A 12,586-nucleotide genomic window follows, 5' to 3' on the forward strand; every position below is an offset into this window, starting at 1 on the left:
GCGGCTTATCCCCTAATAACCTCCCTATGCTCAGGCAATACTGTTGTATTACCGTGCAGAATATACATCTCGTAACTAATGTTTTTTCTAAACATGCCGATATGCACATTACCAGATATTGAAACTGGGGTAGGGGATACGTCATTGAAAGTCCATGCGCTAACGCATCACTTGCCGTATGAACGGATTTTACTTATCACCTTTATAAAAATTAGGGCGCATACCAACTTGCTTGCCCCATAAAGTGCACAGGAAGCGGAATTCACTTTTCAAAATCGGAGGATTTAAGATGCCAATACCGTTAATCATTCTTGGTGGTGCTGCAATAGCCACCGCATTGGGCGGTAAAAAAGCCTACGACGGCTATCAGAAAAAATCGGAAGCGGAAGATCTTCATAATCGTGCCGAAGCTCGCTATAAAAATCGCAAAGGAATTTTCGATAACGCAAATGAAGCCTCTTCCGTCAAGCTGGATAAACTTGGTAAAAAAGAACTGCAAATTGGTAGCGAATTTAAAGAATTTCATACCCTTGCTAAAGAGTTATTGAAAGCCATTTCAAACGTTAACCATCAAGAAATTGAGCTAAAGATCCCTGTACACAAACTCAACAGCATTGAGCGTCTGGCCATCTCCGCTACCGAATACCTCAGTACCGTAGTGAGTGCTGGCGCTTCCGGTGCGGCGGCAGGCTTTGCGGTCTATAGCGGCGTAATGGCCTTTGCCGCAGCCTCAACCGGTACACCGATAGCGGCACTTTCTGGAGCGGCAGCGTATAACGCTACCATGGCAGCCATTGGTGGCGGTTCGCTGGCTGCGGGCGGTTGGGGGATGGCAGGGGGTGCGATGATTCTTGGAGGTGCAGTTGTAGCGCCGCTTCTTCTGATCGCAGGGTGGGCATACGATTCTCATGCGACTAAAGCCCTGGAAAATGCTAAAGAAGCAGAGCGCCAGAGTAACGAGGCTATCAATAAAATGGATCAGGCAGAAGCACACCTTAATCGCGTTAATAAATACGTGGATTCCATCTATCAGTCGCTTGAGCAGATGCACAGTACCTTCGCCACGTGCTATCTCGTTCCGTTAAAAGCGATGCACGCCAGAATCATGGCACGTCACGCCGGACAAATCACCGAGAAAGAGACCGATGATTGCGTGGCCCTTATTCAGAATGGCTACATCCTGGCCGCCATAATGACCAGCATTATCACCACTCCGCTGTTCGAGCCTGTCACCGATATCCAAAGCAAAGCGGTCATCAAAGAAGGTGTGATTCAGCTTAAAACTGATGAAAACGGCATTAACGTGCTGAACACGGTAGCACTGGACAAAGTTCTGAGTGATGCAGACACTGACTTCTCCGGCAAATTTGCCTAAGCCGGAGTCGCCAATGACCAATTTAAATAAAACGTTTGACTGGGGTGAAGAGCTGCATCAGACCGTGGTGAAAAGCCTCGCAACATCATTTGGACTCGATTTCCTGCTTTTTGAAGATAAGGTCGGCGGGAACGTCGACACGATTCATAACGCCCGTCAGCAGGTATACGCTACTGCCAAAGAGCGAGAGAAGTATGCGAAACGCGGCGATTACAACTCAACGTCTTATCACCATCACGAGAACTACATCGCCACGAACCGCGAAGGCAAGGCTAAGCGGAAAGCGGGCACGCTGACGGATACCTACACCGGCGAGACGTTTGCATATAATGGGAAGACCAATTTAGACCATATCAAATCTGCTAAAGAGGTTCATGACGATCCAGGTCGCGTGTTAGCAGATTTAAACGGGTCTGATCTGGCAAATGATCGCAGTAATCTTACTCTTACCAATGAGACGCTCAACAAAGCCAAAGGCGCCAGGACAATGGACGCATTTGTGAAAAAGTTGAGTGCCGACTACCAGGCAACTCAGCAAGAGATTGCATCGCTACGCAGCCAGTTGTCACTCACGGCTCTGGAGCGAAAGCGTCTCGACTCGCTCGAGAATAAAGCCAGTGCCGATTTCGACCGTATGCGCGAAGCCGATAAGAAAGCGCGCAAGCAGTACGAAGACACCGTGAATCAGGCTTACTATACCAGCAGCAAATTTGCCAAAAGCGTGGCGTTAGCTTCTGCTTCCAGTGGTCTGAACATGGGCACTCGCCAGGTGCTTGGGCTGATGCTGGCTGAAGTATGGTTTGAATTTCGGGCTCGCCTGCCGGAAATGGTGGCGCGTCATAAGGATAATTTTGTTGCCGGCGATTTGCTGAGTGAAATGGGAGACGTGTTAAAGGCTATATGGTCGCGCATTCGGGCGAAGTTCAGAATCTTTCTTGAGGCCTTTAAGGATGGTGCAATTGGAGGCATTCTTTCCAGTGTCACTACCACGCTGTTCAATCTCATTTTCACCACCCAGAAAATGATGGTGCGCCTGATCCGTGAGATGTGGAACAACCTCATCCAGGCGTTCAAAATCATGGTTTTTAACCCAGAAAATCTTGCACCGGGTGAGCTGGCAAAAACGGTGAGCAAATTGCTTGCTGCAGGTGTTGCGGTGGCAGCAGGCGTGGTCATTAATGAATCACTTGCAAAAATAATGCCCTTCCCGTTTGGCCCGGAGCTGGCGGCATTCAGCGGAGCACTGGCCACCGGCCTGCTGACGGTGGTGATGAACTACTTCCTTGAATACAGCCCCATAATGCAAAAGCTTTGGGTATTTCTGAATAAATTTAAAGACAAGTATCAGCACGCCGTGGACTATTTCCTCCACATCAATGCCGAGCTGGATCGTTTTATCTTTGAGCTAAGTTCGCTGGAGTTTGCTATGAACACTAGCGAGTTAGCATTGTTCTCGCTGCAGCTTGGAGCGCTTAACAGCGAAGTAGAACGCGGTTTACTACTGCGTGATGAGGCAGCCCAACGCAATATCACCCTGCCCTTTGAGGCGGGCAATACGGATTCGGTCAGAAGCTGGCTGAATTCTTTATGACACACTCACCAGCCTTTCCCTGCAACCAGTGCGGCGCCTGTTGCCGCCTGGTTTCACTCACCCAGGAAACGCAGTTTCTCGACCGGGGTGACGGTGCTTGCCGTCACTACGATGACCAGAATCGGCTTTGTACCATCTATGACACTCGCCCGCTCATTTGCCAGGTCGAGAAACAGTATCAGCTCAATTATCAGCAGCAGTACAGCTGGCGGGAATTTATCGATATAAATCGTATCGCTTGTCTGGAACTGGAAAAAATAGCAGCTCAGCCTGCCGGATAAGGTTTTACAAAATCTGTTGTCATTGCCTGGCTCCGCTAGCAAATAATATTGACAAAGGGTCATGAGGTGACAACTGTACAAATCAAGTGGTGATCTGCGCTTGCAGAGTAGTGCATCTCAATGTTAGCAATCCCCGTTCATGGCACTCGGCAGACCGCCAGAGAACTCCCATCCGCTGCACGCAAAAGCGGACATTAACCTCGCCAACAAATGATCTGTTTGCACACACACGCCCCGCCCAAAAAGCGTGGATGACCTAAAACATTAAATTTAAAGCGCAGCCAGAATGGCGGATTCCATCTTCTCCGGCGTGGAGATTGGGGCAAAACGCTTGAGCGGCTTGCCGTCGCGTCCGATCAGGAACTTAGTGAAGTTCCACTTTACTCGTCCACCCAGCACGCCGGGCAGTGCATCCTTCAGGTAACCAAATACCGGATGCGTTCCGGCACCGTTGACCTCAACCTTTGCAAACATTGGAAAGCTCACGCCGTAATTGATGTGACAGGTTTGCTCAATGGCATCGGCATCGCCGGGTTCCTGCTTACCGAACTGGTTGCAGGGAAACCCCAACACCACTAAACCGCGATCGGCATACTTTTTGTAGAGCGCTTCAAGGCCTGCGTATTGTGGTGTGAATCCACAATGGCTGGCGGTATTCACCACCAGCACCACTTTGCCAGCGTAATCGGCCATTGGGACCAGTTGGCCACGCAGGCTGGTGGCAGTAAGTTGATAAAAAGGGGTCATGGTTGAATCCTCAGGACAGCGCTATATCGATGTCGACATTACCACGCCTCACGTTACTGCGGGCAACATAGCGTGACGAGCAGGTTTTTTGCTTATTACGAGCTGGTTAAACATCATTACTACGGCAGCGGTGACGACGCTTCTGGCAATGTAACTCTGACAGCAGGCCTGCATACCATAGCTCTTCTGCTGCCCTTTCAGGTCATTAAAAATAGGCGATGCATGTTCAAAAAACTGACCAAAGGAAATAAGCCGGCAACCTGATCGCCAATGAATAACGCATCAGGATGCCCGGTCAAACAGGTATTAAGACGGCGGCGGTTCAAGGCCTGGCGGGCATCAACCTGGCCCGGGTGCTGAGAAATTAACGCCTGCTGATTGCCAGCCGTGCTGCAAATAAAAGAAAAACCAGACCGGTGGTGTGGTCCAGCCAGCGAATCACTTTCTCTTTTTGTAACAGAGAGGCCAGCGGGCGCGTCGCGCCAATGAGCATCAACGACCAGACAATACCCATTGTTATATGAATAGTCACCAGCCCAAAAGTCCAGATAACGGGAGAGTGCCCCTGAGGAATAAACTGGGGCAAAAAAGAGACATAAAAGATGCCTACTTTAGGGTTGAGGGCATTGCCGAGAACGCCTTTCAGAAACCAGTTTGAAGCCGTCTTGTTGGAAGCATCAGCCACGATTAATTGCTTCCTGGGACGCACCAGCATACAAACGCCCAGCCAACCCAGATAGGCTGCGCCACAATATTTCAGAATGTCATAAGCAAGCTCTGAAACTGCTACAACGCTTCCTAATCCAAAAGCAACCGCCACGCCCCACAGTAAACAGCCGGTATTAATCCCCAGCGCCGCCTGAATAGCCTGGTTTTTTCCTTCTGTTGTGGCCGTTCTCAATATCAGTGCAGTATCCAGCCCCGGTGTTAAGGTCAACAGAACAGCGGCCAAACTAAATGTCAGTAGTGAATCCATGATGGACATAGCACTCTCTCCAAAGCCATTTAAGTCATCAACTCAGGCTGGATAACGATCCCAGCAGCCTCAGGTTCAGGATAATCGCATAAAGCCCCTCTCATCCGCTTGCGCCTTATCCTCCAATAAACCTGAAGATAGAGCATCCGTAATAGACAAAAACGGAATGTCCACACAACATGATGTGTCAGCATGTTGGCGCGCGCAACACAGGCCGTGCCTGCTATCCTCATTATTCTTCATCATCCGCTCATCACCTTAATCCGCGCTAACCCCCTGATCTCGGAAGTGAAACCCTGTGTAAGCGTGCAACGCTATCCTTGCTGGCACTGATAGTCTGCTTGAACATGAAGAAAGTTCATGTTGAATGAAATTAAATCACTTTTTTTCACGCGAAGAGTCAGGCATAAAATATGCACAGTTATTAAATATTTATCGCGAACACATTGAATAAGAAAGCCTGAAAAATGTGTCATGCAATCAGGCTTTTTATCAGAAATCAGGATGCCAGATAACAATGAATAAAAACTTTGCATTTACTCTCAAGCGCATTCGTTTCGACGAAAATTATAATCCTTCTGTTAAAACGCGTATCACCACCAACTTCGCTAATTTAGCCCGGGGTGAAAAGCGTCAGGAAAATCTGCACAACGCATTGGTAATGATCGACAACCGTTTCAATTCGCTGGCGCAATGGGATAACCCGAAAAGCGATCGCTATGCGGTTGAGCTGGAGATTATTACTGCCGAGCTGAACGTTGATCTCGAAGGCAAGGGCGGCGCTTTTCCGGTCATTGAAATCTTAAAAACTACCGTCGTCGATAAACAGAACGGTCAGCGCATTGAAGGCATCGTGGGCAATAACTTCTCCTCCTACGTGCGAGATTATGATTTCAGCGTGGTGCTGCCAGCACATAATAAAAACTGCGCTGAATTTAGCATGCCTGCTAACTTCGGTGATTTGCATGGCAACATTTTCAAAAACTTTATCAACTCCGACGTATACCACACGCACTTCAGTAAGCCGCCGGTGATCTGCCTGAGCGTATCGAGCAAAAACACTTATTACCGCACGGGCAATGTGCATCCTGTTCTGGGCATTGAATATCAGCAGGACGAGGCATCGCTGACCGATTACTATTTCGCCAAAATGGGATTAACCGCGCGCTATTTCATGCCAGCGGGCAGCGTTGCGCCTTTGGCCTTTTATTTCCAGGGTGATTTGGTTAACGACTACACCAACCTGGAGTTGATCAGCACTATCAGCACGATGGAAACCTTCCAGAAGATTTATCGGCCTGAAATTTACAACGCGAATTCTGCGGCAGGGAACGTCTATCAGCCAAGCCTGAGTCATCAGGATTATTCGTTCACGCGGATTGTTTATGATCGAGAAGAACGTAGCCAGCTGGCTGTTGAGCAGGGCAAGTTTACTGAAGAGACATTCATTAAACCTTACCAGGCTGTTCTTGAGCAGTGGTCTGCTCATTCCGTTCTTTGATTAATCGAACTACAAGGTTATCCATTATGAAAAAGTTATTACCTACCTCAACGTCGGGCAGCTTACCAAAACCTTCATGGCTTGCTCAGCCTGAAACACTGTGGTCGCCGTGGAAGCTGCAAGGCGAAGAGCTGGCTGAGGGCAAACTCGATGCGCTGCGTGTTTGCTTGCAGGATCAGGTTGAAGCGGGCATTGATATCGTCAGTGATGGTGAGCAAACCCGCCAGCACTTCGTGACCACCTTCATTGAGCACCTCAGCGGCGTTGATTTTGAAAAGCGTGAAATTGTTCGCATCCGCAATCGTTATGACGCGAGTGTACCGACCGTTATCGGTGAAGTGGTTCGTCAGAAGCCGGTTTTTGTTGAAGACGCTAAAATTTTACGTCAGCACACCACGCAACCGATCAAATGGGCGCTGCCGGGCCCGATGACCATGATCGACACGCTGTATGATGGCCACTATAAAAGCCGCGAAAAGCTTGCCTGGGAATTTGCCAAAATCCTTAACCAGGAAGCGCGGGAATTAGAGGCTGCAGGCGTGGATATTATTCAGTTTGATGAGCCAGCGTTTAACGTCTTCTTCGACGAAGTGAACGACTGGGGAATTGCGGCGCTGGAAAGAGCGGTCGAAGGGCTTAAATGCGAAACCGCGGTGCATATTTGCTACGGCTACGGCATTAAAGCGAATACCGAATGGAAAAAAACGCTGGGAACAGAGTGGCGGCAGTATGAGGAAATTTTTCCTAAGCTGCAGAAATCCAATATCGATATCATCTCACTGGAATGCCAGAACTCGCGGGTGCCAATGGAGCTGATTGAACTGATTCGCGGTAAGAAAGTGATGGTCGGCGCCATCGATGTGGCGACCAACACCATTGAGACGCCGGAGCAGGTTGCCGATACGCTGCGTAAGGCGCTGCAGTTTGTTGATGCTGACAAACTCTATCCGTGCACCAACTGCGGCATGACACCGTTATCGCGTCGCGTCGCACAGGGTAAACTCCATGCGCTGAGCGCCGGTGCTGAGATCGTGCGTCGGGAACTGCTGGCGAAATAATCGCGGCCACTCCTCAGGAAAACGATGTGAAGGTGCCGCCATCTTCACATCGTTCCCGGATGGCGCCGCGGTGCTGCGATCACCATCAATTCATGGCGTTCTGATTAGAACGGCAACCGGCAAGGCGTTGACGTTAAGCCGGTTGCGCGTGGTTTCTTCAACCAACCTCTCCCCACCATAAACCCATCAGCTTTTTTCCTCTGCCGTGTAACTTCAACTTATTGTGGGTGACAACGCTTTGCGCACGACGCCCGCCTGTGGCGCACCCAGCGGCGTAACCAGCGCATAGTTGTAATGCGCATCACTCCAGTATTGCGCCATGACATCTTCTGCCTGACGTTCTCCGTGGGACATCTTGATCGGGCTGAGTGGGCGAATATACCAGGCGAGGCGCGTACCGTGCGGATCTTCATACATCACCAGTGCAGCGGGCCCTTGCGCCGTTGCCATCAGACGTGCGCCAAGCGGTTTAAAGCCATACTGCTCAAGGTTGGGCGGCAAATCGCCATGAATAAAATAGCGGGTTACCCAGCGCGTCAGATCCGCTTGTTGAGCGGCGCTGACATCAAGCGGCAACTGGCTTTCATCGCCGAACAGCCGGAACGCCTGAACAGCATCTTCCATGGGCAGATGCGCATTCATCTGTGCGTTGATTTGCCAGCCGGTAATGCCGCCGATACCGACTGACAACACCAGCACGCAGGCCAGCGCCAGTTTCCTGAACCTCTGCTGGCGTAAACGTCGATGAAAATAGTGCGCATCAACGTTGGTGGCATACGGCGGTTGCCGATGTATCGCCTGTCGTAAAAGCTGCTTATCCTGACGCAACGCCGCCATTTCGGCGGCGATCTGCGGGTTCTCCGCCAGATAACGTTCTATCTTTTCGGCGCGGGCATCGTCAACTTCGCCATCCATCCACGCATGCAGTTCCTGTTCACCGGGCGTCATTTTAGCCTCCTCAATGGCAGTGGTGCGGCCTGACCTTCCAGCTTTTCATGCAGCAGTTTACGCGCCCGTGAGAGGCGAGACATCACCGTGCCCAGCGGGATATTTAATGCCATAGCAGCCTCTTTGTAACTCAACTCTTCCACGCTCACCAGCAACAGTATCGCCCGATAATCGGTGGGCAGCGTGGCGAAGAGCGCCAGCGTGTCGTCGGCAATCACCATCGATTCCACCGACGGGCCTGAGCGCTCTTCACCAGTAAAAAATGCCAGGATAGCCCGATAACGCTTACCTCGCCGTTCGCCATCAATAAACTGTCGATAAAGAATAGAGAACAGCCATGCCCGCAGGCTGTGTTCAGGTTTACGCTGTGCGCTGTGCGTCAGCGCTTTAAACAGACAGCTCTGCACCAGATCCTCAGCGCTGTGTGGATTTCGGGTCAGCCACAGGGCAAAACGTTGCAAATGCGGCATAACATCGCGAATTTCTTCATCAGTAAGATGTGACACAGAGGACCCTCAGCGTTTGCGCTTTCCCGCCATACTGGCAAACACGCCGTCCCGCAGGATCAAGGCATGCAGCAGTGCCGCCGCCAGATGCACCATAATGGTCAGGAACAGCAACAACGCAACGATCGAATGCAGAGAACGCAACAGCGCATAACTGCCGTTATTGATTGGCACAATCGGCGGTAATACCAGGCCACCTCCCAGCGTCACCGGATAGCCCGCTGCTGAAAGCATAGCCCAGCCAATCAGCGGCTGCGCCAGCATCATGGCATACAGCGCCCAGTGTGAAAGATGCGCCATGGCACGTTGCCAGCCCGGAATCGAGTGAGGCAACGCCGGAACAGCGGTACAGAACCGTAACCACAGGCGTGCCAGCACCAGCACCAGGATCATCAGGCCCAGCGGCTTGTGAATCGATACCAGCAAAGCATGTAACGAAGAAACGGTAGAGACCATGGCCACGCCGATCAACAGCATGAACAGAATCAGCGCGGCCATTAGCCAGTGCACCACGCGTAGCACAGGGTGAAAATGGGTAACCTGTTTCATAGTGAATGCCCTGACTGCTCGCGGGTGCGAAGGTTATAGGATTTGGCGTAGGCCGCGGAACGCGCATTCAGCAAAGGATCGTCAGATGCGGCGATGCCATCGGGCAGAATCAGCGGGTCATAATTAATGTCATTACATTTCCCTTCCCGCTGAGGCACGGCACGGTTGATTACCAGCGTGCCGGCATTAACGGTCTGACGATCGGCGGGCCACGCGCGCGACGCATCGTTTCCTGCATCGCCCGCGCCCGCCAGGGTAATGATCAAATCCCACTTCAGTGGCCCCTTCGCCAGGCGCTGCTGTAGATCCTTTTGCAGAAAATCGCTGTCGCCTTGTTCTGCTGCGGTAATCGGTTGCCGTGGCGTATGGGGTACCATGCTCCAGCGAACCAGATGCTCATGATGGGAAGCGTCGTCAAACAGAAAGGTGTTCAGGCTGTTGTATTGCTCGCTGCTCCAGCTGGAAGCAGGAACGGCCTGTTTTACCCAGCGGACAAAATGGGCGATTTCCGGATGTTTATGCACCAGCGCTTGCATGCTGGCCGGGTTGGGCTTGCCGGTTGTGGGATCGGGCCGTGACGCCTCTTGCTGATCGTAAAACCCCTGAACGGTCGCGACCGGAAAAAACGGTATCGCATTCATGCCGGTACGCCACTGTTCCCCGTTCGCCTGCTGGAATAACAGCGCCATACTGCGAACCGGAACGGCGTAATCGGGTGCCGCGGGATTACCGCCCGCAATTGCTAAGCGGCCTGTTACCGGCGTGCTGCCCGGTGCAAACAGCGCCGCACGGGAAAGGCTGCTGGCCTGGCCGTTGGCGATAAAATCACCCAGGATACAGATGCCTTTTGCATGATTGCGGCGATAACCGGGGTGTTTTCCGCCGGTTTGCTCAAGCGCGACAATCATTTTATCGGCGGACAGCCGTTGAGGCGTCAGCCAACCGCCTGCCCATAAAAATAGTAAAATCAACGCCAGCGGAACAGCGGCTACCAGCAAAAGCCGGGTCAACTTTTGGCGATTGGAAAGTGAAGGTTGTGTCATATCATGCGCTCGTCGGTTATCTGAGAGCAGATAAGACGAACCACCGGAAAGCTTATTCCCGCGAAAAGAAAATTTTTTTGCTGGCGGCGGTCGGGATCTGAACAGCAATAAATCAGATGCCCGCTCGGCTCAGCGGCGCTCGGCGCGCATCACCAGCGCGATGCCAATGGCGGAAATCATCATTCCCAACGCCATCTGCCAGGAGAGCGGCTCACCGAACATCATCCACGCCCAGAGCAGCGTAATGGGCGGACTGAGATAGAGCACGCTGGCCACGCGGGTTGCCGAACTGCGGCGCAGGCAAATCCAGTACAGCCCGTAGCCGCCGAAGGTTGACAGCCCAACCGTCCATAACACGCTCAGCGCGAAGCCCGTTGAGGGAATCGGTGCCAGACTGCCCTGGCTACCCTGAATGAGGGCGAAGGCGAAACTCGACACAAAACACTGTAACCAGAGGTTAGGCAGCAGGCCCATTGTCGAGGCGTCGCTGGCGCGCTTTTGCCACAGGGTGGCGACCGCCAGCGATAACATGCCTGCCAGCGGCAAACCGTAGGCCCACAGCGGCGCGTCGCCCAGCCCGAGCACGCTGTGAGTTACGGTGAGTACGCCAACCAGCCCGAGGAGCAGCCCCAGCCAGATCTTCGGTGCCAGTCGCTCGCCAAGACAGGCCGCCGCCAACAGCGCCATGCCCAGCGGCAGCAGATCGGCGCAGAGCGCGGCCAGACCCGCCGGTACGCCGAGCGCAATGCCTTGTGTGACGCCGGTCATGTAGCCCGCCATCGCCAGCAAGCCGATGGCGGCGTTTTTCAGCAGTACGCGAAACGAGGTTTGCCGCAACGGCCGCAGCACAAAGGGCAGCAGTAACAGAGAAACCACCACGCAGCGCCAGAAGACCACCAGCAACGCCGGGGCGTAATCGATAGAAAAACGGGTGCCGATAAACCCTGAACTCCAGGCGATGACCAGCCCGGCTTCCAGCAGTGGCAGCGGCAGAGTGGGCAGCCAGTGGCCACGTAGTGCAGGGTTAAGTTGGATCGGGAATGTTTTGTTCATTCCTCAAGGCTAGGCAATTGGGGTAATCTGGTAAATCAAAATATCGTGCATCAGTCGTTCACAAAGGTTAAATCATGAATGCGACTCTCGACATCGATCTGTTACGCACCTTTCATGCCGTGGTGCGCATCGGGAAATTCAGCGCGGCCGCTGAACAGCTGCACAAAAGTCCGGCAGCGGTGAGCGTGCACATTCAGCGTCTTGAAGCGGTGGCAGGCGGACGGCTGTTGAATCGCGACAACCAGTCCGTTTCCCTGACCGCGCTCGGCAAGCGTTTGTTGGCCTCCACCGCCGAACTGTTACACGCGCACGATCGGGTGCTGGCCGATCTGCACGGCACCGATCTGGTCGGACGCATTACCCTGGGCGTGCCCGATGAATATGCGCTGCACGTTATTCGCGACATCCTGCCGATTTTTACCGCCGCCTGGCCCAATGTGGTGTTGGAGCTGAAGACCGGGCCAAGTTATCTGCTCAGAGAATGGGTGCAGCGCGACAACGTGCAAACGGCGGTGGTGACGCAGCTGAAAGGGTATGCTGGCCCGCACAGCCAGCTATTGACGTCGACCACGCCGGTTTGGGTCGGGCCTATTAGTAGCGATCTGCTGCGCCGCGATCCTTTGCCTTTGGCGGTGCACGCCGTGCAATGCCCTTACCGCGAGGCGATGATCGAGGCGTTAAACGCATCCGGTCGCCGTGTACGCATTGTGCTCGAAAGCCACTCCAATCAGGCGGTTAAAGCCTGTGTGGAAGCGGGTCTGGCTATCAGCCTGATTGACCGCGGCAAAGTCACCGAACGCATGCAGATACTCGATGGCATGCCGTTGATTGCCGACCATGACATCGTGTTTATGCGCAGCGCCACTTCTGCGGGTGATAAGGCCATTACGTTACTGGCAGAGGCGATGCAGCAGCGGTTTCGGTTATAGAGGTCGCGCCGTGGCATAATCCGCAACCG

13 protein-coding genes are annotated in these 12,586 nt (G+C 52.8%); 6 read left to right on the plus strand and 7 right to left on the minus strand.

Features of this window, described 5'->3' with window-relative positions; all coding sequences use genetic code 11:
• Positions 1-289: 289 nt before the first annotated feature.
• The 3 genes from ACJY2L_RS06985 to ACJY2L_RS06995 are packed head-to-tail and all read left to right on the plus strand — an operon-like array spanning position 290 to position 3,247.
• A complete protein-coding gene (locus tag ACJY2L_RS06985) occupies positions 290-1,375 on the plus strand; it encodes a chemotaxis protein (RefSeq protein ID WP_439213355.1) in 1,086 nt (361 codons plus the stop codon).
• Positions 1,376-1,388: 13 nt separating this feature from the next.
• A complete protein-coding gene (locus tag ACJY2L_RS06990; RefSeq protein ID WP_439213356.1) occupies positions 1,389-2,966 on the plus strand; it encodes a cobalamin adenosyltransferase in 1,578 nt (525 codons plus the stop codon).
• Positions 2,963-3,247 carry a YkgJ family cysteine cluster protein gene (locus ACJY2L_RS06995; RefSeq protein ID WP_439213357.1) on the plus strand — a complete coding sequence of 95 codons (285 nt, stop codon included), beginning with the start codon at positions 2,963-2,965 and terminating at the stop codon, positions 3,245-3,247. Before ACJY2L_RS06990 ends, ACJY2L_RS06995 begins: the two co-directional genes overlap by 4 nt.
• 270 nt (positions 3,248-3,517) lie before the next feature.
• Here ACJY2L_RS06995 and ACJY2L_RS07000 read toward each other — a convergent pair whose 3' ends face one another.
• On the minus strand, positions 3,518-3,994 hold the full coding sequence (locus tag ACJY2L_RS07000) for a glutathione peroxidase (protein WP_439213358.1): 477 nt from the start codon (positions 3,992-3,994) through the stop codon (positions 3,518-3,520).
• Between the two features lie 364 nt (positions 3,995-4,358).
• Complete coding sequence (locus ACJY2L_RS07005; RefSeq protein ID WP_439213359.1) at positions 4,359-4,979, minus strand: LysE family translocator; 621 nt, start codon at positions 4,977-4,979, stop codon at positions 4,359-4,361.
• Positions 4,980-5,487: 508 nt separating this feature from the next.
• Between ACJY2L_RS07005 and ACJY2L_RS07010 the strand changes: the two genes are divergently transcribed.
• Both ACJY2L_RS07010 and ACJY2L_RS07015 read left to right on the plus strand, forming a co-directional pair.
• Positions 5,488-6,471 carry a DUF1852 domain-containing protein gene (locus ACJY2L_RS07010; protein ID WP_439213360.1) on the plus strand — a complete coding sequence of 328 codons (984 nt, stop codon included), beginning with the start codon at positions 5,488-5,490 and terminating at the stop codon, positions 6,469-6,471.
• 26 nt (positions 6,472-6,497) lie between these two features.
• The gene (locus ACJY2L_RS07015; RefSeq protein ID WP_439213361.1) at positions 6,498-7,529 is read left to right on the plus strand and encodes a methionine synthase; all 1,032 of its coding nucleotides are present in this window, start codon (positions 6,498-6,500) and stop codon (positions 7,527-7,529) included.
• A 213-nt stretch (positions 7,530-7,742) separates the two neighbouring features.
• On the opposite strand, the gene ACJY2L_RS07020 is transcribed toward ACJY2L_RS07015, so the two are convergent.
• The 5 genes from ACJY2L_RS07020 to ACJY2L_RS07040 all read right to left on the minus strand — a co-directional run bounded on the left by ACJY2L_RS07020 (position 7,743) and on the right by ACJY2L_RS07040 (position 11,628).
• Positions 7,743-8,477, minus strand: a complete 735-nt coding sequence (locus ACJY2L_RS07020) for an anti-sigma factor family protein (protein ID WP_439213362.1) — start codon at positions 8,475-8,477, stop codon at positions 7,743-7,745.
• A complete protein-coding gene (locus ACJY2L_RS07025) occupies positions 8,474-8,983 on the minus strand; it encodes an RNA polymerase sigma factor (protein ID WP_439213363.1) in 510 nt (169 codons plus the stop codon). Before ACJY2L_RS07025 ends, ACJY2L_RS07020 begins: the two co-directional genes overlap by 4 nt.
• A gap of 9 nt (positions 8,984-8,992) precedes the next feature.
• Positions 8,993-9,532 (minus strand): cytochrome b, encoded by a 540-nt coding sequence (locus ACJY2L_RS07030; RefSeq protein ID WP_439213364.1) that lies wholly within the window; start codon positions 9,530-9,532, stop codon positions 8,993-8,995.
• Positions 9,529-10,575: a catalase family peroxidase gene (locus tag ACJY2L_RS07035; RefSeq protein WP_439213365.1), complete on the minus strand. Its 1,047-nt coding sequence runs from the start codon at positions 10,573-10,575 to the stop codon at positions 9,529-9,531. Before ACJY2L_RS07035 ends, ACJY2L_RS07030 begins: the two co-directional genes overlap by 4 nt.
• A 129-nt stretch (positions 10,576-10,704) precedes the next feature.
• Positions 10,705-11,628 carry a DMT family transporter gene (locus ACJY2L_RS07040; protein ID WP_439213367.1) on the minus strand — a complete coding sequence of 308 codons (924 nt, stop codon included), beginning with the start codon at positions 11,626-11,628 and terminating at the stop codon, positions 10,705-10,707.
• 74 nt (positions 11,629-11,702) lie between these two features.
• On the opposite strand from ACJY2L_RS07040, the gene ACJY2L_RS07045 reads away from it, so the two are divergent.
• Positions 11,703-12,557, plus strand: a complete 855-nt coding sequence (locus ACJY2L_RS07045) for a LysR family transcriptional regulator (RefSeq protein WP_439213368.1) — start codon at positions 11,703-11,705, stop codon at positions 12,555-12,557.
• Positions 12,558-12,586: the final 29 nt, after the last annotated feature.

It is taken from the genome of Duffyella sp. Ts4, from assembly GCF_051851875.1.
In the GTDB taxonomy this organism is placed as follows: domain Bacteria; phylum Pseudomonadota; class Gammaproteobacteria; order Enterobacterales; family Enterobacteriaceae; genus Duffyella; species Duffyella gerundensis.